19 protein-coding genes are annotated in these 21,001 nt (G+C 62.3%); 8 read left to right on the forward strand and 11 right to left on the reverse strand.

Annotated elements, in window-relative coordinates; all coding sequences use genetic code 11:
• Positions 1–36 precede the first annotated feature (36 nt).
• A complete protein-coding gene (locus tag QEN71_RS20680) occupies positions 37–1,104 on the forward strand; it encodes an ABC transporter substrate-binding protein (protein WP_201656891.1) in 1,068 nt (355 codons plus the stop codon).
• A gap of 101 nt (positions 1,105–1,205) precedes the next feature.
• Positions 1,206–2,120 (forward strand): recombination-associated protein RdgC, encoded by a 915-nt coding sequence (locus QEN71_RS20685; protein WP_201656894.1) that lies wholly within the window; start codon positions 1,206–1,208, stop codon positions 2,118–2,120.
• Positions 2,121–2,703: 583 nt separating this feature from the next.
• On the opposite strand, the gene QEN71_RS20690 is transcribed toward QEN71_RS20685, so the two are convergent.
• Together QEN71_RS20690 and QEN71_RS20695 are read right to left on the reverse strand one after the other, a co-directional pair.
• Positions 2,704–2,925: a hypothetical protein gene (locus tag QEN71_RS20690; protein ID WP_201656897.1), complete on the reverse strand. Its 222-nt coding sequence runs from the start codon at positions 2,923–2,925 to the stop codon at positions 2,704–2,706.
• Between the two features lie 131 nt (positions 2,926–3,056).
• Positions 3,057–3,965: a glutamate/aspartate ABC transporter substrate-binding protein gene (locus QEN71_RS20695; RefSeq protein ID WP_201656900.1), complete on the reverse strand. Its 909-nt coding sequence runs from the start codon at positions 3,963–3,965 to the stop codon at positions 3,057–3,059.
• A 264-nt stretch (positions 3,966–4,229) separates the two neighbouring features.
• On the opposite strand from QEN71_RS20695, the gene QEN71_RS20700 reads away from it, so the two are divergent.
• Positions 4,230–4,658: a hypothetical protein gene (locus QEN71_RS20700; protein WP_201656902.1), complete on the forward strand. Its 429-nt coding sequence runs from the start codon at positions 4,230–4,232 to the stop codon at positions 4,656–4,658.
• 18 nt (positions 4,659–4,676) lie between these two features.
• Here the strand turns inward: QEN71_RS20700 and QEN71_RS20705 are convergent, their stop codons facing one another.
• On the reverse strand, positions 4,677–5,609 hold the full coding sequence (locus tag QEN71_RS20705; RefSeq protein ID WP_201656905.1) for a LysR family transcriptional regulator: 933 nt from the start codon (positions 5,607–5,609) through the stop codon (positions 4,677–4,679).
• Between the two features lie 132 nt (positions 5,610–5,741).
• Here QEN71_RS20705 and QEN71_RS20710 point away from each other — a divergent pair, with 132 nt between their 5' ends.
• Positions 5,742–6,605, forward strand: coding sequence for an NmrA family NAD(P)-binding protein (locus QEN71_RS20710; protein WP_201656908.1), 864 nt, complete (start codon positions 5,742–5,744; stop codon positions 6,603–6,605).
• 618 nt (positions 6,606–7,223) lie between these two features.
• On the opposite strand, the gene QEN71_RS20715 is transcribed toward QEN71_RS20710, so the two are convergent.
• On the reverse strand, positions 7,224–9,545 hold the full coding sequence (locus QEN71_RS20715; protein ID WP_201656911.1) for an FdhF/YdeP family oxidoreductase: 2,322 nt from the start codon (positions 9,543–9,545) through the stop codon (positions 7,224–7,226).
• Positions 9,546–9,735: 190 nt separating this feature from the next.
• Between QEN71_RS20715 and QEN71_RS20720 the strand changes: the two genes are divergently transcribed.
• Both QEN71_RS20720 and QEN71_RS20725 read left to right on the forward strand, forming a co-directional pair.
• Positions 9,736–11,163: an aminotransferase-like domain-containing protein gene (locus tag QEN71_RS20720; protein WP_201656914.1), complete on the forward strand. Its 1,428-nt coding sequence runs from the start codon at positions 9,736–9,738 to the stop codon at positions 11,161–11,163.
• Between the two features lie 16 nt (positions 11,164–11,179).
• A complete protein-coding gene (locus QEN71_RS20725) occupies positions 11,180–11,488 on the forward strand; it encodes a helix-turn-helix domain-containing protein (RefSeq protein ID WP_201656917.1) in 309 nt (102 codons plus the stop codon).
• A gap of 18 nt (positions 11,489–11,506) precedes the next feature.
• Here the strand turns inward: QEN71_RS20725 and QEN71_RS20730 are convergent, their stop codons facing one another.
• Positions 11,507–12,661 (reverse strand): FUSC family protein, encoded by a 1,155-nt coding sequence (locus QEN71_RS20730; protein ID WP_201656920.1) that lies wholly within the window; start codon positions 12,659–12,661, stop codon positions 11,507–11,509.
• Positions 12,662–12,692: 31 nt separating this feature from the next.
• Entirely contained in the window at positions 12,693–13,304 is a 612-nt protein-coding gene (locus QEN71_RS20735) for a LysE family translocator (RefSeq protein WP_201656923.1), read from the reverse strand.
• Positions 13,305–13,449: 145 nt separating this feature from the next.
• Between QEN71_RS20735 and QEN71_RS20740 the strand changes: the two genes are divergently transcribed.
• Positions 13,450–13,980: a GNAT family N-acetyltransferase gene (locus QEN71_RS20740; RefSeq protein ID WP_201656926.1), complete on the forward strand. Its 531-nt coding sequence runs from the start codon at positions 13,450–13,452 to the stop codon at positions 13,978–13,980.
• Between the two features lie 98 nt (positions 13,981–14,078).
• Here QEN71_RS20740 and QEN71_RS20745 read toward each other — a convergent pair whose 3' ends face one another.
• The 5 genes from QEN71_RS20745 to QEN71_RS20765 form a co-directional block, all read right to left on the reverse strand.
• On the reverse strand, positions 14,079–15,140 hold the full coding sequence (locus tag QEN71_RS20745) for an alkene reductase (RefSeq protein WP_201656929.1): 1,062 nt from the start codon (positions 15,138–15,140) through the stop codon (positions 14,079–14,081).
• Between the two features lie 79 nt (positions 15,141–15,219).
• A complete protein-coding gene (locus tag QEN71_RS20750) occupies positions 15,220–15,549 on the reverse strand; it encodes an ArsR/SmtB family transcription factor (RefSeq protein WP_201656932.1) in 330 nt (109 codons plus the stop codon).
• 132 nt (positions 15,550–15,681) lie between these two features.
• Positions 15,682–16,899 (reverse strand): MFS transporter, encoded by a 1,218-nt coding sequence (locus QEN71_RS20755; RefSeq protein ID WP_201656935.1) that lies wholly within the window; start codon positions 16,897–16,899, stop codon positions 15,682–15,684.
• Between the two features lie 19 nt (positions 16,900–16,918).
• Positions 16,919–17,488: an isochorismatase family cysteine hydrolase gene (locus QEN71_RS20760; RefSeq protein WP_201656938.1), complete on the reverse strand. Its 570-nt coding sequence runs from the start codon at positions 17,486–17,488 to the stop codon at positions 16,919–16,921.
• A 106-nt stretch (positions 17,489–17,594) separates the two neighbouring features.
• Positions 17,595–19,001: an inorganic phosphate transporter gene (locus QEN71_RS20765; protein WP_201656940.1), complete on the reverse strand. Its 1,407-nt coding sequence runs from the start codon at positions 18,999–19,001 to the stop codon at positions 17,595–17,597.
• A gap of 132 nt (positions 19,002–19,133) precedes the next feature.
• Here QEN71_RS20765 and QEN71_RS20770 point away from each other — a divergent pair, with 132 nt between their 5' ends.
• Entirely contained in the window at positions 19,134–20,945 is a 1,812-nt protein-coding gene (locus tag QEN71_RS20770) for an ABC transporter transmembrane domain-containing protein (protein WP_201656943.1), read from the forward strand.
• Positions 20,946–21,001 lie beyond the last annotated feature (56 nt).

Raw genomic sequence — 21,001 nt, forward strand, 5'->3', positions numbered from 1 at the left:
CAACAAGATTCGAGACCTTCGCACAGGAGACATTCGATGATGCGATCCATCAAGCGCGCGGCCGTGCTGGCCGCCGTGACGACTGCTGCAACCCTTCTCGCGGCGGGTACTGCGCACGCCGCCGACAGCAACGCCGCTAAACCCGGAAACTGGTGCAGCGCGGGCAAGACCGTGCACTTCGCGGGCATCACGTGGGAGAGCGGCGCGTTCGCGACGGAAGTGTTGCGGCAGATTCTGGAGAAAGGCTACGGCTGCAAGACGGACGTCGTGCCGGGCAGCACGGCCGCGACGGAAACCGCGCTCGCGCATAACGACGTGCAGATCTGGGCCGAGCAATGGACGGGCCGCAGCGAGATCACCGCGAAAGCAGTCGAATCGGGCAGCGTGAAGCTTGTCGGCGACACGCTGCCGGGCGGCACGAAAGAAGGCTGGTTCGTGCCGGACTATGTGGTGAAGGGCGATCCTGCGCGCGGCATCAAGGCATCGGCGCCGGGGCTGGCATCGGTGGCGGATCTGCCGAAGTACAAGAACGTCTTCAGCGACGACGAAGAGCCGAACAAGGGCCGCTTTCTGAATTGCCCGAGCGGCTGGGATTGCGAGCGCGTGAATACGCGGCTGCTGAAGGTGCTCAAGCTCGACGACTCGTACACGAACTTCCGTCCCGGCACGGGCGCGGCGCTCGATGCCGCGATTGCGTCGGCGTACACGCGCGGCGCGCCGATCCTGTTCTACTACTGGGGACCGGCTGCGCTGATGGCGAAGTACAAGCTGACTGAGTTGAAGATGCCCGCCTACAACGATGCCTGCTGGCAGACACTGCGCAACGAGAGCAGCACGCAGCAGTGCGCGTCGTCGTATATGGTGTCGCACGTGACGGTCGGCACGTCGACGCCGTTCTACAACGCCGAGCCGCAACTGATGACGATGTTCTCGAAGGTCAAGTTTCCGATGGACTTCCTGAACGCGACGATTCTCGACATGAGCGTCAAGAAACTCGATGCGCCGACGATGGCCGCGCAGTTCCTGCGTACGCATCCTGAGATGTGGAAGACGTGGGTGCCCGCCGATGTCGCTGCGAAGGTTCAGGCGGGGATCGCGAGCTGAGTTTGGTTTGTTTGAGCGCGTGATGACGGCGGCGCAGCGGCAACGAAAATCCGCTGCGCCGCCGTCGTCATATAGAATGACGCGCTTTGCCCGTTCCCGCCATGTGGTTCAAGAATCTACAGCTTCACCGCCTTCCCGCTCCGTGGAAAGTGAGCGCCGAGCAAATGGAAAAGTGGCTCGCGCCGCACGCGTTCCAGCCTGCCAACAGCGTCGAGACGCAGCGTCAGGGCTGGACGTCGCCGCGTAACGACGGCTCGCTCGTCTACTCGATCAACAAGCAGATGCTGCTGACGTTCCGCGCGGAAAAGAAGCTGCTGCCCGCGTCCGTGGTGACGCAGGTGACGAAGGCGCGTGCGCAGGAACTCGAAGAGCAGCAGGGCTTCAAGCCAGGCCGCAAGCAGATGCGCGATCTGAAAGAGCAGGTCACCGACGAACTGCTGCCGCGCGCGTTCAGCATTCAGCGCGACACGCGCGTGTGGATTGACACAGTGAATGGCTGGCTCGTGATCGATGCGGCGTCACAGGCGCTGGGTGACGATGTGCTCGGGCTGCTGGTTAAATCTGTTGACCGTCTGCCGATTTTTTCTGTGCGCGTTGCGCAGGCGCCTGTGTCAGCCATGACGAACTGGCTGCTTGCTGGCGAAGGTCCTGTCAATTTCACGCTGGATCAGGATACTGAGCTGCGCTCGCCTGCTGAGGGGAATGCGACGGTGCGGTACGTTGGTCATGCGCTCGAGGCTGATGATATGCGTCGGCATATCGAAGCGGGTAAGCAGTGTATGCGGCTTGCCATGACGTGGAATGATCGGGTTTCGTTTGTGCTGACGCCTTCGTTGGTCGTTAAGCGCGTCACTGCGCTTGATGTGATCAAAGAGGCTGGTGATCCCACTGCGCAGAATGATGATGAGCAGTTTGATTCTGATTTCACTTTGATGACCGGCGAACTTGCGAAGTTGCTTGAGGGGATTGTTGGGGCGCTTGGGGGTGAGGTGGAGGATGGGGTCAAGGCTGCGTAGGGTTTTTTGTCTGCGACGCTAGTCGCCATTTTGGTTTTTTTGCTGCGCTGGCATCCGCGTTGACGTATCGGTTTGCTAGCGTTGCCCCTGTGCGGGGCGGCAGTTACTTTCTTTGCCGCGGCAAAGAAAGTAACCAAAGAAAGCCGCTTTTGAACCTCCGGTGCCCGCCAGGATAGCGCTTCGGCATGCCGCAGTCGAGCTGTCGCGCAGCGACCTCCGCACTCTGTAGAAAGCCCGCAGTTAACCGCGCGCGGGGCGAAAACCCCACGCACAACCCGACCGAATGTGCCCCAGGTGGATGTCATCTTTCGCGCTGCGCGCGGTTGACTGCGGGCGTTCTACGGAGTGTTACGTCGCTGCGCGACAGCTCAAAGAACGTGTGCCGTGCTGTCATTCTGGCGGGCACCGGAGGTTTGAAGCGGCTTTCTTTTGCCTACTTTTCTTTGCCGCTGCAAAGAAAAGTAGGTGCCGCCCCGCACAGGGGCGACGCATGAAGCACCGCTACGAAACCGCGGATGCCAGCGAAAAAAAGGCGCCGCAGGCAAAACCAAAACTAAACCAAAACCAAACCAAAACCAAACCACTAATCAAACATATTCCGAAACGCAACAGCAACAATAACCGGCACACACATAACAAGAGGAATAGCGAAGTAAGGCACCTCAAGATCGACATACCAGCTATAAACAAGCCAGCCGATCCCGGCACACAACGTGCCGATCCCGATCAGTGCGGTCAGCACGTTCAACAACGTGGGAGACGGTTTCCAGCGCGTCTTTTCTTCTTTTGGTGAAGGCGGGTTCATTGCAGCTCCGGAGCGGATCGTCACGAGTTTCGATTCGTCCGATTCTACTCCGGCAGTCTGCACATGACACGGCATAGCCCGCCTGCCCGCACCGCGAATGAAAGCACGCAGCAAGGGCAACGCGGGCAACCTTATTCGAACGCCTTATCGTTGGGGTTCTTGTACAGCGTCCGCAGGTTGTCACTCATCGGGAAGTCGAAATTCATGTTCTTCGGCGGCACCGGCTTCATGAACCACCGGTCATACATCGCGTCGATCTCGCCGCTTTTCATCACCTGCGCGAGCGTATCGTCGACGATCTTCAGGAACGCCGGGTCGCCCTTGCGCAGCATGAAGCCATACGCCTCCGACGACTGCGGCGTGCCCGTGATCACCCAGTCCGCAGGCTTCGCCGTCAACGTGCGCGTGCCGGCCAGCAGCACATCGTCCATCATGTAGGCGACCGCGCGTCCCGTCTCCAGCGTCATGCGTCCTTCGCCATAGTCCTTTGCGCTGATGATCTGCATGTTCATCTTCTTTTCTTCGTTCATCTTGCGCAGAATGCGCTCGGACGTCGTGCCCTGATTCGTCACGACCGTCTTGCCTGCGAGATCGGGGAAGTCCTTGATGCCCGAGTCCTTGCGCGTCAGCAGGCGCGTCGTCGCAACGAAGAACGTGTCGCCGAATGCCACCTGATTCTGGCGCGACGTGAGGTTCGTCGTCACGCCGCATTCGAGATCGACCGTGCCGTTCTGCACCAGCGAAATGCGGTTCTGCGACGTCACGGGAATGAAGCGGACCTGCAAGTTCGGCTTGTGCGTCTTGACCTTCACCGCGTCGATGATGCGGTTGCACAGATCCTGCGAAAAGCCGATCACCTGATTGCTCGAATCGACATACGAGAACGGCACCGAGGTCTCGCGATGTCCGATCGCGATCAGATTGGCCGCCTCGATCTTGGCGAGCGTCGGCTGCGATTCCTGCGCGGCAGCGCCCGTCGTCGTCATGAGGCACGGCGCTGCGACGCACAAGGCAAGCGCGAGCGAAGTCAGTCGGTTCATTGCAAATCCCCTGGTTGAATCCGTTGAGTCGTCGGAACCGGCCACCCGCGCCGGGTCCCTGGCGTGTGTACGAATGTTGCCATGAAAAAAATAATTGCAACATATGTTTAACCCTAAAGTCTTTCCTGTCTGTTCGCTTCTTCGGCGAAGCGCGTCACGAGCGTGGCATCCGGCGATGGCATGATGCATGCGTCAATGCCTTCCTTGCAGTGCCGTCCTCTGTATCCGCCGTTTCGTCCGTCCACAGAACCAAGGAGAAAGCCGATGCACGCCGTTCGCACATGGATAGCGGGAGCCGCCCTGATCGCGGCGCTTGCCGCGCTGGTCCCGATTCCTGCCGCCGCGCAGACCAATCCCGGCGCGATGCCGCCGCCGACGCCCGCCGGCGACGGCACGTTTTTGCTGACGATCTTCCTGAAGCACGACCAGTCGAAGCCGTTGCCGAAGATCAACCAGCAGCTGGCCGATCAGGGCTTCTACAAGGCGTTTCCGCCGCCCGGTATCGAAGTGGTGTCGTGGTACGTGATGATGGGCGTCGGCCAGGTCGTGACGTTGCGCGTGCCGGCGGACAGGCTGCGCGAAGTGAATCGCGCGATCGAAGAGACCGCGTGGGGCGGCTACCGGACCGAGTTCTATCCGACCTACGATTACAAGGCGATCGCCGAGCAGGCGCGGGCGAAAAACGGCAAGTGATGCCGTGCAGTCGCCGCATCAGTACCATGGTTTGTCATTGAGCGGCGAGCCTGTGATCTTCACGATGAAATCGAGAAACGCGCGCACCTTCGCGGACGGATGACGCCGCGAAGGGTAGAGCGCGTAGAGCGGAAAGCGCTCGTCGGGCCAGTCGGGAAAGAGATCGACGAGGCGGCCGCTGTCGAATAACGGCTGCGTGCCGAGCGCCATGATCTGCGCGATGCCGTGACCGGCGAGGCATGCGCCGTGCATCGTGGAGACGTCGTTGACCATCAGACGGCCGCGTGCATCGATGATGACTTTTTTGCGCGGCCGGTGAAATTCCCACACGAATGGCCGTCCCGTTTCGGGATCGCGATACTGGATGCAGCTGTGCGGCTCGCGTTCGAGATCGGTTGGCTTCAGCGGGCGGCCATATTTCTTCAGATAGCCGGGCGATGCGGCCGTCATGATGCGCGTGTCGAGCAGCTTGCGTGCGACGAGCGTCGACGGACGCGGCTCGCCGAAACGCACGGCGAGATCGAAGCCGTCGGCGACCATGTCACGAAGTTGATCGCGCGTGATGAGGTCGAGATTCAGTTCCGGATAGCGCCCGACGAACTCGCCGATGCGCGGACTCAGCACGATCTTCGAGAAGAACGGATCGACGTTGACGCGCAGCCGCCCGCGCACTGCGGTCGCACCACCCGCCGCCGATGCCGCTGCTTCTTCGAGGCCGTCCATCAGCGGGACGATCTGTTCGTAGAGGCGTCGTCCTTCGTCGGTGAGTTTGACGATGCGCGTCGTGCGATCGAACAGGCGGATGCCGAGCCGCGCCTCGAGCCGCGCAACCGAGCGGCTGACGCCCGACTGAGACATGTCGAGCCGTTCGCCTGCGCTCGCGAAGCTGCCGCTTTCGACGATCGCCGTCAGCACGCCCATACCGTTGAGTATTCTTTCGTCGAAGGACATCGTGCGCTCCCGCGTTGATCTGGATGCCATTGTGTCATGAATCAAATGACACTCATGTCATGGTATCAAGCGTCCGCGAAGACGAGAATGAACCCCGTCGCAAGCATTCTTCAATTGAACGGGAGTTTCAGCATGTACGCAGTTACGGGTATCACAGGTCAGGTCGGTGGCGTGGTCGCCAATACGTTGCTGGCGCAGGGCAAGGCGGTTCGCGCGGTGGTGCGCAGCGCGGAGAAGGGCGCGCCGTGGGTCGCGCGTGGTTGCGAAGTGGCGCTTGCTTCGATGGACGACGTGGATGCGCTGCGCCATGCATTCGAAGGGGCTGAAGGCGTGTTCGTGTTGTTGCCGCCTGTGTTCGATCCGTCGCCGGATTTTGCGGAGTCGCGGCGCAATATTGCGGCGTTGCGTGCTGCATTGGATTCGGCGAAGCCGTCGCGTGTGGTTGTGTTGTCGACTGTGGGTGCGCAGGCTACGCAGCCGAATTTGCTGAATCAGTTGGGGATCATGGAGAAGGAATTACGGACGTTGCCGGTGCCTGTCGCGTTTCTTCGTGCTGCGTGGTTTTTCGAAAACAGTGTGTGGGATGTTGAGCCTGCTCGTTCGAGCGGTGTGATTCCGAGTTTTTTGCAGCCACTCGATAAGGCTGTGCCTATGGTCGGCACTGAGGATATTGGGCGCGTTGCTGCTGGGTTGCTTCAGGATTCCTGGAGGGGTGCGCGTGTCGTCGAGCTTGAAGGGCCGCGCCGCGTGACGCCGAATGAGATCGCTGCTGCGTTTGCCGATGCGCTCGGGCGTGATGTGTGTATGCAGGTTGTGCCGCGTGGCGAGTGGGAGGCGCTGTTCCGCGCTCAAGGCATGAGCAATCCGTTGCCTCGTATGCAGATGATCGACGGGTTCAATGAAGGGTGGATCGAGTTTGAAGCGCCTTCTGCGACGCTGAAAGGCCGTGTCACGGTTGATGTGGCGATTCGTCGGATTGTCGAAGGTGTTCGCTGAAGGTTTTGCGCTGGCATCCGCGAATTCGTATCCGTGCTTCAGGCGTTGCCCCTGTGCGGGGCGGCACCTACTTTTCTTTGCAGCGGCAAAGAAAAGTAGGCAAAAGAAAGCCGCTTTTGAACCTCCGGTGCCGGCCAGGTTCGCGCCGCGCCATGCCGCAGTTGAGCCGTCGCGCAGCGACGTCCGCACGCTGTAGAAAGCCCGCAGTCAACCGCGCACGGCGCGAAAACCCCACAAACAGTCTGGAGCACATACCGCCGCAATCAGACCGATGGCAAACACACAAAAACAAGCCGACCGAACGTGCCCCAGGTGGATGTCATCTTTCGCGCCGCGCGCGCCTGACTGCGGGCTTTCTACGGAGTGTTTGCGTCACTGCGCGACAGCTCAACTGCGGCATGCCGCAGCGCGAACCTGGCCGGCACCGGAGGTTCAAAAGCGGCTTTCTTTGGTTACTTTCTTTGCCGCGGCAAAGAAAGTAACTGCCGCCCCGCACAGGGGCAACGCTAAAAGACCGATACGAATTCGCGGATGCCAGCGCAGCAAAAAGCAAAAAGCAAAAAAACCAAAAAACCAAAAAATGGCGACTAGCGTCGCAGACAACAAAAAACCCAAACCTCAAGCGGCAACAGCATCAGCCGCAGAAGGCCACAACAAAACCGGAATCGACTTCGAAGTAGGCGTATTACAAACATCAGCGGTGCTATTCAACGGCACAAGCGGATTGGTCTCAGGATAATAAGCCCCAAGACATCCACGCGGAATGTCATACTCGACAAGCAAAAATCGCTCAGCACGCCGCTCGATCCCATCATCCCAGATGGTTTCCATATCAACCCAATCCCCAGCCTTGAACCCGAGCATCGCCATATCGGCAGCATTAGCAAACACAACACGCCGCTGGTTATAAACCCCCCGATAGCGATCATCGAGAGCGTAAATAGTCGTGTTGTACTGGTCATGCGACCGCGTCGTCATCAACGTCATCGCACGCTCGCCGTGCAACTTCTTCGCACGCTGGATCGGCGTGTCACGCTGAATCTGATGCACGACGAAGTTCGCCTTGCCCGTGCCCGTCTTCCAGTCGCGTTCGCGCGATGCAACCCGCAGATGAAATCCGCCCGGCTGCGCAATACGCTCGTTGTAATCGTAGAAGCCGTCGATCGACCATTCGATCGCATCGCGGATCTTCGCGTAGTCGTTCGCATAACCGAGCCAGTCCACCTTCGCGCTGCCGAGCGTCGCATGCGCGATCTGCGCGACGATGCGCGTCTCCGACACGAGATTCTCCGAGGCCGGCTGGTTCATGCCATACGACACGTGCACCATGCTCATCGAATCCTCGACGGTCACGCCCTGCGCCACGCCATTCTGCAAATCGATTTCCGTGCGGCCGAGCGTCGGCAGAATCAGCGCTTCACGTCCATGCACGAGATGGCTGCGGTTCAGCTTGGTCGTGATGTGCACGGTCAGGTCGCACGCACGCAGCGCGTCCCACGTGCGCGGCGTGTCGGGCGTCGCGATAGAAAAGTTGCCGCCGAGTCCGATGAACACCTTCACGTGACCTTCGAGCATCGCCTCGATCGTTTCGACCACGTCGTAGCCGTGGCCGCGCGGCGGCTCGAAATCGAACACCTTGCCAAGGCGATCGAGAAACGCGTCAGTCGGCTTTTCTTCGATGCCGATCGTACGGTTGCCCTGCACGTTCGAATGGCCGCGCACCGGGCACAATCCCGCGCCGAGACGGCCGATATTGCCGCGCATCATCATCAGGTTCGACAGCATGTGCACCGTCGCCACCGAATTCTTGTGCTGCGTGATGCCCATGCCCCACGTCGAAATCACACGCTTGCCGTTCACGTAGATGCGCGCGAGGTTCTCGATGTCTTCGCGCAACACGCCCGCTTCCTCGACGAGCGCGCTCCAGCTTTCGGCGCGCAGATCAGCGGCGAATGCTTCGAAGTTCGCCGTGTGCTCTTCGAGAAACTCGACGTCGAGCACGCGTTCCGTGTTCTGTTCGACGGCGAGATCGTCGAGTTCCAGCACGCGCTTCGCCACGCCCTTGATCAGCGCGAAATCGCCGCCGATCTTCGGCTGGATGAACGTCGACGCGATCTTCACGCCCGACATCGTCATCATGTCCGTCACGTGCTGCGGGCTCGCGAAACGCTCCAGTCCGCGCTCGCGCAGCGGATTGATCGACACGATCGTCGCACCGCGCTTCGCGCATTCACGCAGTTCGCCGAGCATGCGCGGATGGTTCGTCGCCGGATTCTGACCGAAGATCAGCAGCGTGTCGGCGTGTTCGAAGTCTTCGAGCGTCACCGTGCCCTTGCCGATGCCGACCGTCGTCGGCAGGCCGCGGCTCGTCGCCTCGTGACACATGTTCGAGCAGTCGGGGAAGTTGTTCGTGCCGTACATGCGCACGAACAGCTGATACAGGAACGCGGCTTCGTTGCTCGCGCGGCCCGACGTGTAGAACGCGGCGCGGTGCGGGCTGTCGAGTCCCTTCAGATGCTTCGCGATCAGCTGATACGCGGCGTCCCACGAAATGGACTTGTACTTGTCCGTGAGGGGATCGAACACCATCGGATCGGTCAGGCGGCCGTGCTGTTCGAGCGTGTAGTCGTCCTGCTTCATCAGCTCGTCGATGGTGTGCTCCGCGAAGAACGCGGGCGTCACGCGCTTGCTCGTCGCTTCCGCCGCAACGGCCTTCACGCCGTTTTCGCAGAACTCGAACGTCGACGCATGCTGGCGATCAGGCCATGCGCAACCCGGGCAGTCGAAGCCGTCCGGCTGGTTCTGCTTGAACAGCGTCTTGTACTTGCCGCCGGCGACCTTCTCCTTCATCAGGTTGATCGCGACGTACTTCAATGCGCCCCATCCGGCGGCAGGCCCGGTGTACGGTTCGATGCGGCCCGGCTTGGTGGTCTTGTCCATGTTTTGCGTGCGGTGTGACGTTACGTTGACGACAGGGTAGTGGGGAATACGCGTAGTCGGTGTGTACACAACGCACGAAAGAAAAAGAGTACAGTTTCGACTGTTATCCCCTCAAATGCTCCTTCGCGGTGAACTGTGCTCAAAAATTGGGCGCCGTGCCCGTCCGCTGTGCTCGAAACAGAGGCATCGATTGAAGCTCTACGAAGAACTGGCGAAGGAAATCGAAGGGCAGATCCGGCGCGGCGTGTTCCGTGCCGGCGAGCGCGTGCCGTCCGTGCGGCAGACCAGCCAGCATCGGCAGATCTCGATCACGACGGTGCTGCGCGCGTATCTGATGCTGGAGAGCAAGGGTGTGATCCAGAGCCGCCCGCAGTCGGGCTACTTCGTGCGGCTCGGCGCGAACGACACGGCGCCGCCTGTGCAGGAGCTGGACGTGTCGAAGCCGATCGCCGTGTCGGCGCAGGTCGACGTGAGCCGGCTGGTGTTGTCCACGCTGCGCTCCATCGGCAGCGATGAAGCGGTGCCACTCGGCTCGCCGTATCCCGATCCCAGTCTGTATCCGTTCCAGAAGATCAACCGCTACGCGCACGCGATCGGGCGGCGCAAGACGCAATGGGGCGTCACCGACGAATTGCCGCCCGGCAATCCCGACCTGATCCGGCAGATCGCGCGGCGCTATCTGGAGAACGGCATTGCCGTCGATCCGAACGAAATCGTCGTGACGGTTGGCGCGACGGAAGCAATCAATCTGTGCTTGCAGGCCGTCGCGAAACCGGGCGACACGGTGGCCGTCGAATCGCCCACGTTCTACGCGATGCTGCACGCTATCGAGCGTATGGGCATGCGCGCGATCGAAGTGGCGACGCATCCGCGCGAAGGCATCGATCTCGGCGCGCTCGCGCAGATACTGGACAAACGCAAGATCGCCGCGTGCATGGTGATGCCGAACTTCCAGAATCCACTCGGCTTCCAGATGCCCGACGACAAGAAGCGCGAACTCGTGAAGCTGCTCGCGAAACACGACGTGCCCGTGATCGAAAACGACGTGTATCACGAACTGTACTTCGGCGACGTACACCCCGGCGCGCTGAAAAACTACGATAAAAAAGGGCTCGTGCTGCATTGCGCGTCGTTCTCGAAGACGCTGACGTCCGCGTACCGGATCGGCTGGGCGATGCCGGGGCGTTACCGCGAGCAGGTCGAGAAGCTCAAGTTTCTCAACACGCTGACCACGCCGTCGATTCCACAACTCGCCATCGCCGAATATCTGAAGCAGGACGGCTACGAACATCATCTGCGCAAGCTGCGCAAAGGGCTCGCGCAGCGCGCGAAACTGATGACGACGATGGTCACGCGCTTCTTTCCCGAAGGCACGCGCGTGTCGCATCCGATGGGCGGTTACGTGCTGTGGATCGAACTGCCGCCCAGTGTCGATTCGATGCAGCTATACAAGCTCGCGCTGGAGCACGGCATCACGGTCGGGCCCGGCTATATGTTCTCGACGACCAACGGGTACAGCCATTGCATCCGCTTGAACTACAGCTACGCGTGGTCGCCGGAAATCGAAAATGCGCTGATGACGGTCGGCAAGCTGGCGGCCGCGAGCGCGCGTCAATGAGCAGAGGAGACTCCCCATGAACCCGAACGATTCCGCGCACGACAAGCATTGCGACGACGATGACGACGACAACGAACTCGATCCCACCGTCGAGCAACTATTGATGCTGCTGTGGGAGGCGGAAAGCGAATCGCCTGGCAAGCCGTGGTCGCTCGCAAAGATCAGCAAGCGCTGCGATCTCCCCATGAGCACGCTGCGCCGCTACTTCACGCAGTTGCAGTCGGCGGGCGTGATTGCCGTGCAGATGGACGAGGAAGGGCGTGGCACGGCCGCGCTGACGGACGAAGGGCGCGAGTTGTGCGAGGCGCTGTTCGGCGAGCCGTGATTCTGCTTCGCGGCGCGCTCAGGGCGTCGCTTCTTCTGAGATCGGCAGAAATGAAAGGCGCGACGCGAGCAGCATCACGCAGGTAAGAATCGCGATACCCGTCAAAATGCCCGCGAGACGCATCATCGCGGGGTGCGGATCGGCAGACCACGCGTGGTCCTGCACGAAGACCATGATGAACGCAATCGTGAACTGCCGGCCGATATAGCTCGCGCCCTGTTTGCCCGTCTGCACGTGACAACCGGCCCACACGCCGGCCGCCAGCGCGAGCAGGCACGGCAGGATCTGGCCTCGCATCAGCGGCAGCAACGCGATGCCCACCGCGCCCGCAATCAGGCAGCCCACCACGCGCTGCACCATCTTGTCGGCGACGGGCTTTTGCGAGCGCACGACGATCGACGTCGGCGGCAGGATCAGCACGGCGATCGTCGTCACGAGCGCCTGGGCGAAGCCGGGCAGCTTGAGCGCGTACGTGAGCGCGGCGAGGATGGCGACCGCGACGCCCGCCTGCACGGCCAGCACCATGCGCGCGTGGCGCAGCGTTTCGAAGGTGGGCGGCGCAGCGTTTGCAGAAGCCGCCGCTGCCGCCGCGACTTTCGATGCAGGATGGCGTCGTTCGTACCACTGTATGCCGACGTGAAATATGCCCGACACGACGACGCACGCGAACGTGCCGACGCACACTTCGGCGACGCGCAGCATCGCGAACGACGCGGTGGGGCCGAACGTCAGCAGTTCATGCGCCTGATACGTGACCATCACCCACGTGATGCCGCCGAGCACCCACGCATACGACGCCGACGAACCGTTCGCGCGATACACGCAGACGGCGCTGATCGCGCCGAGCACGGGGACGAAGAGCCAGGGACGATCGCCGATCATCGGGCCCAGAACGGCGCCGAGCAGCCCGCCGACGATCGTGCCGAGCACGCGATGCAACGCGCGTTCCGCCGACGCCGAAAATCGCGTCTGCATGACGGCGAAACCGCTGATCGCGGCCCACCACGTATTCGGCAGATGCAGCAGATGCGCGAGCGCCACCGACAGCACGACGGAGATCACCGCTTCGAGGCCGAACAGCGCGCGCTCGGGCGTCGGCTTCCAGGCAGCGAGTTCGCGGCCGAGCGCGACGAGCGCATCGCGGCCGATCTGCTTGAACATGTGGGCGCGCATGGAAGCCCTCGTCGAGTGGAATGCGAAGGCGCTAGCGCGTCGCGATTGCGGCTGCGGCGCCCGCCATCATCGTCGCGCTGGTGCGGTTCGCGATCTTCACGGCGCGGCGGCTGGTCAGCAGCGTGCGCGCTCTGGTGGCGAGCAGCGCCCAGACGAAATCGACGATCATCAGCACGGCGAGCATCGTCAACGTGAGTTCGAGCCACGCGAGCGTGCCGACGCGCGACACATCGACGAGCGTCGGCAGCAGCGCGACATAGAACACCATGATCTTGGGATTGCCGAGCGTCACCATCAGCCCTGCGACGAACATGCGCCACGGCGACTGGCCGCGCGGCAGCGCACCTTCGTGGACGTCGGTGGGCGCGAACCACATCTTCCACGCAAGAAACAGCAGATAGCCGACGCCCGCGAATTTCAGCGCGATGAACACCAGCGCGAAAGTCTTTGCGACGACGGCGAGACCGGCGACGGCACAGGTGAGCCACAGCGCTTCGCCGATCCACATCGCGGCGAGGAACGGCAGCACATCCTTGAAGCCGTTGGTGAGCACGCGTGCGACGAGCGCCGCGATACTGGGGCCCGGAGAGCCCGCCGCGACGATCAGCGCGAGGGCGAAGACGAGAAGACCGGAAAGTGCCATGAACGACTCCTTTGCGAGTGGGTCTCACGCTGGATTATATCGGCGTGTCGCGCGGGTTCGGACAGAGGGTTGAATTGCGTGTGCAGCCGGTGTCAATATGTCCGCGTGAACGTTCGTCTTTCGCCAGCCTCGCACGATGCATCCAATGCCATTACCCGAAGTCCACTATCGAAACGCGCTCCCCGAAGACGTGGCGTCGATTCGCGTCGTCGAATACGAGGCGGCGCAGCGTTTCGTGAGCGTCGGGCTGACGGGCATCGCGGCGGCGCGTCCGATGGATGCGCCGTTCGTGCTGAAGAAGGTGACGGCGCGCGAAGTGATCGTCGCGCAATGCGACGGTGCGTGCGTCGGCTTCGTGATGTTCGCGATCCTGCGCGCGCGCATTTACGTGGAAGCGCTCGACGTGGTGCCGCAGCACGCCGGCCGTCGAATCGGCGCGGCGTTGCTCGATCAGGTCGATGCAAGGGCACGCGAGACAGGCGCGGCGCACGTCGAACTGTCGACGTTCCGTCATGTACCGTGGAATGCGCCGTATTATCAGCGGCTCGGTTTCAGCATTCTCGACGACGACGAACTCGATGCCGCGTTGCTGCGTATCCGCAAGCTGCGGATCGCGCGTGGCGTCGACGAAACGAAGCGCGTGTTCATGCGGCGCGCCGTCAAGCCCGCTGAATAAAAGCGCGCTGGCCATGAATGAAAAAACGCGGCGAGAATTGCTCCCGCCGCGTTTGTGTCGCTAAAAGCCCTATATGCCGCTAACGCAGCCGCGCGCGTTTAGCTCACCGCTTCCATTGCCGGATAGTCGGTGTAGCCCGTTGCGCCCGGCGCGTAGAAGGTCGTGGGAACCGGCTCGTTCAGCGGCGCATCGAGTTCGAAGCGGCGCACGAGGTCCGGATTCGCGATATACAGCTTGCCCCAGGCGACAGCATCCGCATCGCCCAGATCCAGCACCTTTTGCGCGCTTTCCTTCGTGAACTGCTCGTTGGCGATATAGACGCCGCCGAATGCCTTCTTCAGTTGCGGTCCGAGGCTGTCTTCGCCGCGCGCTTCGCGGGCCGCGATGAACGCGATCTTGCGCTTGCCGAGTTCACGCGCGACATAGCCGAAGGTCGCGGCGGCATTCGAATCGCCCATCGTGTGCGAGTCGCCGCGCGGCGCGAGGTGCACGCCGACGCGATCCGCGCCCCACACATCGATACAGGCGTCCGTCACTTCGAGCAGCAGGCGTGCGCGATTTTCGATCGGGCCGCCGTATGCGTCGGTGCGCTTGTTGGTGCTGTCCTGCAGGAACTGGTCGAGCAGATAACCGTTCGCGCCATGTACCTGCACGCCGTCGAAGCCCGCCTTCTTCGCGTTCTCCGCGCCCTTGCGATACGCGGCGACGATGCCCGGAATCTCCGAGATATCGAGTGCGCGCGGCGTGACGAACGGACGCTGCGGACGCACGAGGCTCACGTTGCCTTGCGGCGCGATCGCGCTCGGCGCGACGGGCAGTTCGCCGTCGAGGAAGATGGGATCCGACACGCGGCCGACGTGCCACAGTTGCAGGAAGATCTTGCCGCCTTGCGCGTGAACCGCTTGCGTCACGAGTTTCCAGCCTTCCACCTGTTCATCCGACCAGATGCCCGGCGTGTCCGCGTAGCCGAGACCTTGCGGCGTGACGGAAGTGGCTTCCGACAGGATCAGGCCGGCGCTGGCGCGTTCGGCATAGTACTTCGCCATCAATGCGTTGGGCACGCGGACGTCGCCGGCACGTGCACGCGTGAGCGGCGCCATCACGATACGGTTCTTCAGTGTGAGATCGCCAATCTGGAGCGGGTCGAAAAGAGTCGGCATGTTGATTCAATCCTTGCGGGCGCATGGCCCATGTATGTCAAGACTGCGTTCGGGAACAAGCGAAGACGCGGGCGCGCCGTCAGAGATCCGCGTTCATGTGCGCAAGAAAAGCCTGAATGACGGCTTCGTTGCGCTTGAAGAACACCCATTGGCCGACACGCTTCGACGTGATCAATCCCGCGCGCTGCAACGTGGCGAGATGCGCGGAAACCGTCGACTGCGACAGACTGCAGCAATCGTCGATCTGACCCGCACAGACGCCGTGCTCGTACGACAGCTCCTGCTCCGGAAAATACGTTTCCGGCTCGCGCAGCTTCGCAAGAATCACGCGACGCGCCGGATTGGCCAGCGCCTTGTGGATCGCGTCGATGTCAATGTCGGTGGACTTGGGGTTGGGCTTCGTAGTCATGAAACGGCGGGCAGACTCTCTGGCCGGGACGTCGGCATCTGCATCGCTATGGAACGAATCTTATATCGGATTTTCACGATATGCTCGGATGGCCTTACTCTTAATGGGGGTGATAGGTATAAACGCGTATGCCTACGCCGCGATGTGCGCGCGTCGTCCCGCCGCGTAACCGAACCACGCGGACAGCACGCAGATGCCGGCGCACAAGGCTGCGAGGCTGTATAGCGAGCCCGTCGCGTGAAGCAGCGCGCCCGCGATGAACGGTCCCGCGGACGCCAGCAGATAGCCGATCCCTTGCGCCATGCTGGACAGTTGCGCGGCAACCCGCGAATCATGTGAACGCAGTCCGATCACGGTAAGGGCGAGCGTGAAGGCAGCGCCTTGCGCAATGCCGAGCAGAATGGCGCAGAGCCACATCGTCGAGAGCGGAGCGAAGAAACAGCCCATGATGCTCACGCCGGCCAGCAGCAACGCGGCCACATTCACCGAGCGCTGGTCGGGCAAGCGTGCGATCAGAACGGGCAGAAGCAGGGACGCGCCCGCCTGGGTGATCACGCTCAGCGACAGCATGAACCCGGCATCGACGGCGCTCATGCCGCGCATGCGCAGGACGGTCGGCAGCCAGCCGAACACGATATACGCCAACGACGATTGCGTTCCCATGAACAGCGTGACGTTCCATGCAAGCGGATTCCGCAGCAATCGTCCGATAGCCGACGCGCGTTTCTGTGCGCCGGGTTCGACGGGCGGCAGTTGACCGACCCAGATGGCGGCGGCAACGGCGGCGGGAATCGCCCACACTGCCAGGGCCCACGACCACGCGTTGCCGGTGTTGCCCGACATGTGCGCCAGAAGATTGGCGATCGGCACGGTCGCGGCCGCAGCGCCCGCCGCGCCGGCGCACATCGCGGCGCTGTAGATCCCTGTTACTAGAGGGACGTGATGCGGAAAGTCCCGCTTCACGACGCCGGGCAGCAGTACGTTCATCAAACCGATCGAAAAGCAGGCGACGATCTGTCCGGCGTAGAGCGATTGCCATGAGGGCACGACGCGCAACGCAGTACCGAAGGCAAGCAGGATGAGCAGCACGAGCAATGCGCGCTCGCTGCCCCAACGACGCGCGGCCAGCGGCGCAAGCGGTCCGAACAGACCGAAGCAGAGCGACGGCAATGTCGTCAGCAGGCTCGCGCCACTGGATGAGAGCTGCGTGGCGCGAACGGCATCGATCAGGATCGGGCCGACGCTCGTGATCGGCGTGCGCAACGAGAAAGCCATCAAGGCAAGGCTCGCGCCCAGAGCAATGCTGCGCGCGCGTGAACGGTCTGGTGTGGTGGTGTCCATGAATTGCATGTTGTATTGCTACTCGCGGTCAGGCGAGCATCGACAGGGCATCGTCGAGAGAGAGCACCGTCGTGCGCGAGTCGAATGCCGTCGAGAACAGATGATCGTGCACGACCTGATCCGGGTCGTAGCAGCAATCCTTGACCGTGAACAGGCGGAAGTCGGCATCGCTCGCATACGCAACCGACGACAGCACGACACCCGTCGACGCAATGCCCACCATGATCAACGTATCGATACCTTGTGCGGAGAGACGCACCTGCAGATCGGTGCCGAAAAACACGCTGGCGCGATGAGCGCTGATGAGCGGCTCGGTGTCTCGCTGGCCGAGTTCCGGTGCGATCTGGTCGTCGATGAAAAGACCGAGTTGCTTCATGCGTTGCCCGTTTCTGTTCAACGGACTGACTTCCGGGTATCCAGGACTGAAGTGAATCCTGGCGAAGTAGATGGCGACGTTCCTTGCCCGCGCGGCGTCACACAGCTTGCGCGTATTGGCGAGCAACGCAGGCGCGGCTTTTGGGAACAACGCCAGAATGTCGGTCTGATAATGCATGACCACCAGAGCGGTTCGCGCGGGCACGATCGATGGAATCTGCATGTTCAGTGCACGAGGCTGTATGAGGGACGTAAGGTGGTTGACTCTACCACGATCGTTCCAGAGGCCGATCCAGAGGGCGAGCGCGAACGCGCATCGCGCCGACGCCTCAGGCAAGCAGATAAAACAGCCCGCCTGCGAGTGCGATCGTGACGGGCAGCGTGATCACCCACGTCAGGACGATCCTGAACAGCGTCGGGCCCTGAACGCCTTGTCCGCTCGCGGCCATCGTGCCCGCGATGCCCGACGTGATGATGTGCGTCGTACTGACGGGCAGCCCCGTGAGGCCGGCCGTACCGATCAGCACCGAGCCGACGAGTTCCGCGCTGGCCCCCTGGCCCGGCGTCATGTGCTGGCGCCCGAGCCGCTCGCCGAGCGTGCGGACCACGCGTCGATAGCCGACCATCGTGCCCGCGCCGAGGCAGATCGCGCTCAGCACGCGCACCCACCAGGGCGCGTATTCGACAGGCGTGCCCATCGTTTTGAGCAAGTCCGATGCCTGTTTGCGCTGCGCCTGCGGCACGTTTTTCTGCTGGCTCACGTATTTCATCTCGGAGATGACGTCGTACACATAGCCGCGCAATTGCGACCGCAGCGCGCGTTCGTCTTTTTGCGCGGGTTGGTGTGCATCGAGCGAATGGGCCTCGCGTTGCAGATCGGGCGCTGCGCGTTGCAGCGAGAGAGCGGAGTGGAGCGCCTGCGCCTTGACGTCATCGCCATACTGGGCAATCAGGGGAATGGCTTGCGATCCGTTATCGCTGAGCTGTCTGATCTTGTCGGCTGAATCGGGATTGAGCGCGTAGGTGGCGGGGAGCAGACCGATCACCGTCAGCATGATGAGGCCGATGCTCTTTTGCCCGTCGTTCGTGCCGTGCGAGACGCTGACGGTCGTACACGTCGTGATCAATAGCGCGCGCAGCCACCAGACAGGCCTCTTTCCTTCGGGCGGCGGTTCGAGCAGATGGCCGCGCCGCACGACCACGCGCAGAATCCAGTAAAGGCCGCCCGCAATCACGAAGCCGAGCACGGGCGACACGAGCAGCGCCTTGATGACCGTGACGATCTGATGCCAGTCGACGCCCTTGGCGAGATCGCGTGATTTGAGAAGCGCATCCGACACGGCAACGCCGATCAACGAGCCGATCACGCAGTGAGAACTGCTATTCGGAATCGCAAAGAACCAGGTCAGCACATTCCAGAGTAATGCCGACGAGAAGATCGAAACCAGCATCGGGACGGCGGGCGAGCCGTCGGGCGGCGTCAAGACATCGGGCGGCAGAATCGTGACGAGCGCGAACGCTACCGAAATGCCGCCGACGAGCACGCCAACGAGGTTCATCAGGCCCGACCAGATGACGGCGGGCACGGGTTCCAGCGAGTTCGTGTAGATGACGGTCGCGACGGCATTCGACGAATCGTGGAATCCGTTGCTCGCTTCGAAGGCGAGCACCATGATCAGGCAGACCACCAGCATGACCATGACGATGGTCGACGAGGGCGCGAAATGAGCGAGCACGATTAGCTTCCGGAAGATGAGGGCGGTTGTCCGCTGATCCCGCCAACGGCGTGCCTGCATGTATGAACTTTTAGTGAACGTCGCGCGGACTGGCACAATCCACCTGTCGACGATCCACACAGGAACCTGTTCATGCCCGATGCCGCCGCGCGCACGCGACGTGTCGCTCCGCTTTCTGCGCTGTTGCCGTTTCTCCGTCCTTACGCAAAGCGCTGGGCGCTCGCGTTCCTGGCGCTCCTGATATCCGCGAGCGCGACGCTGGCGTTGCCCGTCGCGTTCAAGTACCTGATCGACCGAGGCTTCGCGAGCGGGAACCGCGCGCATATCGACCGCTACTTCATCGCGCTCTTCGTTCTCTCGCTGATTCTCGCGGCCGCGACGGCGCTGCGCTTCTATTGGGTATCGTGGCTCGGCGAACGCGTGACGGCCGACATGCGCCGCGCCGTCTACGATCACGTGATGCGGATGAGCCCGCAATTCTTCGAGACGACGCAGACGGGCGAAGTGTTGTCGCGGCTCACCACCGATACGACGCTGATTCAGACCGTGGTCGGTACGAGCCTCTCGCTCGGACTGCGCAATCTTCTGCTGACGGTAGGCGGCGTCGCGATGCTGATCGCGACGAGCCCCGTGCTTTCGGGCTACATCATCGCGACGCTGGTCGTCGTGGTGGCGCCTATCGTGATCTTCGGGCGGCGCGTGCGGCGGCTTTCGCGTGCAAGCCAGGACAAGGTCGCGAACGCCAGCGCGCTGGCGGGCGAAGTGCTCAACGCGATGCCGACCGTGCAGTCGTACACGCAGGAAAGCTACGAGTCGAGACGTTTCGACAGCGCGGTCGAAGGCGCTTTCGCGACAGCGCTCACGCGCATTCGCGCCCGCGCGTCGCTGACGGCCGTGGTGATCGTGTTCGTGTTCGCGGCCATTGTGTTCGTGCTGTGGCTGGGCGCGCAGGCGGTACTCGCGGGCAGCATGACGGCGGGCCAGTTGTCCCAGTTCATCCTCTATGCGGTTTTCACGGCGGGCGCCGTCGGGGCCGTCGCGGAAGTGTGGGGCGATCTGCAACGGGCAGCGGGCGCAACGGAACGGCTGCTGCAACTGCTGGCCGCGCGTTCGCCCGTAGAGGATGCGCAGACCACCGTGCCGCTGCCCGCGCATGGGGACGGCATCCGTTTCGACAACGTCGGCTTTTCGTATCCGTCGCGGCCGGGCATCGCCGCGCTGTCCGCGTTTTCGCTCGATGTGCGTCCGGGCGAACATGTCGCGCTGGTCGGGCCGTCGGGCGCGGGCAAGACCACGCTGTTCCAGTTGCTGTTGCGCTTTTACGATCCGCAATCGGGCGATATCTCGATCAACGGTGTGTCGACGAATCAGGTATCGCTCGCCGCGTTGCGCAAAGCGATCGGCGTCGTGCTGCAGGAATCGGTGATTTTTTCGGGCAGCGTGCTCGACAACATCCGTTACGGGATGCCCGACGCCACGTTCGCGCAGGTGCAACGCGCCGCTGAAATGGCGGCCGCTGCCGGTTTTATCGAGGCATTGCCGCAAGGCTACGACACGTTTCTCGGCGAGCGCGGTGTGCGGTTGTCGGGCGGGCAACGTCAACGCCTCGCGATTGCGCGCGCGATTCTCAAGGATCCGCCCATCCTGCTGCTCGACGAAGCGACCAGCGCGCTCGATGCCGCGAGCGAACGGCTCGTGCAAACGGCGCTGGACAACGCCGCACTGAACCGTACGACGCTCGTGATCGCGCATCGTCTTGCGACCGTGCAGCAGGCGGATCGCATCGTCGTGATGGATCAGGGGCGTATCGTTGCGCAAGGGCGCCATGCGGAGCTGCTGCACAGTTCGCCGCTGTATGCGCAGCTCGCGGCATTGCAGTTCGGCGAACTGCCGGGGAAGGCAGGCGAGCCCGACGTACTGGGCGACCGGGTCGACTCTCACTGAGACGGACACAAGCGAAGCCTCACCAACGCGAGCTTCGCTTTCATGCATCTTTCTTC

The organism is Paraburkholderia sabiae, assembly GCF_030412785.1.
GTDB lineage: Bacteria > Pseudomonadota > Gammaproteobacteria > Burkholderiales > Burkholderiaceae > Paraburkholderia > Paraburkholderia sabiae.

What these genes read in the sequence shown, in the direction of transcription:
- QEN71_RS20680 (WP_201656891.1), top strand. Translation starts at nt 37, where the DNA reads ATGATGCGATCCATCAAGCGCGCGGCCGTGCTGGCCGCCGTGACGACT.
- QEN71_RS20685 (WP_201656894.1), top strand. Translation starts at nt 1,206, where the DNA reads ATGTGGTTCAAGAATCTACAGCTTCACCGCCTTCCCGCTCCGTGGAAA.
- QEN71_RS20690 (WP_201656897.1), bottom strand. Translation starts at nt 2,925, where the DNA reads ATGAACCCGCCTTCACCAAAAGAAGAAAAGACGCGCTGGAAACCGTCT.
- QEN71_RS20695 (WP_201656900.1), bottom strand. Translation starts at nt 3,965, where the DNA reads ATGAACCGACTGACTTCGCTCGCGCTTGCCTTGTGCGTCGCAGCGCCG.
- QEN71_RS20700 (WP_201656902.1), top strand. Translation starts at nt 4,230, where the DNA reads ATGCACGCCGTTCGCACATGGATAGCGGGAGCCGCCCTGATCGCGGCG.
- QEN71_RS20705 (WP_201656905.1), bottom strand. Translation starts at nt 5,609, where the DNA reads ATGTCCTTCGACGAAAGAATACTCAACGGTATGGGCGTGCTGACGGCG.
- QEN71_RS20710 (WP_201656908.1), top strand. Translation starts at nt 5,742, where the DNA reads ATGTACGCAGTTACGGGTATCACAGGTCAGGTCGGTGGCGTGGTCGCC.
- QEN71_RS20715 (WP_201656911.1), bottom strand. Translation starts at nt 9,545, where the DNA reads ATGGACAAGACCACCAAGCCGGGCCGCATCGAACCGTACACCGGGCCT.
- QEN71_RS20725 (WP_201656917.1), top strand. Translation starts at nt 11,180, where the DNA reads ATGAACCCGAACGATTCCGCGCACGACAAGCATTGCGACGACGATGAC.
- QEN71_RS20730 (WP_201656920.1), bottom strand. Translation starts at nt 12,661, where the DNA reads ATGCGCGCCCACATGTTCAAGCAGATCGGCCGCGATGCGCTCGTCGCG.
- QEN71_RS20735 (WP_201656923.1), bottom strand. Translation starts at nt 13,304, where the DNA reads ATGGCACTTTCCGGTCTTCTCGTCTTCGCCCTCGCGCTGATCGTCGCG.
- QEN71_RS20740 (WP_201656926.1), top strand. Translation starts at nt 13,450, where the DNA reads ATGCCATTACCCGAAGTCCACTATCGAAACGCGCTCCCCGAAGACGTG.
- QEN71_RS20745 (WP_201656929.1), bottom strand. Translation starts at nt 15,140, where the DNA reads ATGCCGACTCTTTTCGACCCGCTCCAGATTGGCGATCTCACACTGAAG.
- QEN71_RS20750 (WP_201656932.1), bottom strand. Translation starts at nt 15,549, where the DNA reads ATGACTACGAAGCCCAACCCCAAGTCCACCGACATTGACATCGACGCG.
- QEN71_RS20755 (WP_201656935.1), bottom strand. Translation starts at nt 16,899, where the DNA reads ATGCAATTCATGGACACCACCACACCAGACCGTTCACGCGCGCGCAGC.
- QEN71_RS20760 (WP_201656938.1), bottom strand. Translation starts at nt 17,488, where the DNA reads ATGCAGATTCCATCGATCGTGCCCGCGCGAACCGCTCTGGTGGTCATG.
- QEN71_RS20770 (WP_201656943.1), top strand. Translation starts at nt 19,134, where the DNA reads ATGCCCGATGCCGCCGCGCGCACGCGACGTGTCGCTCCGCTTTCTGCG.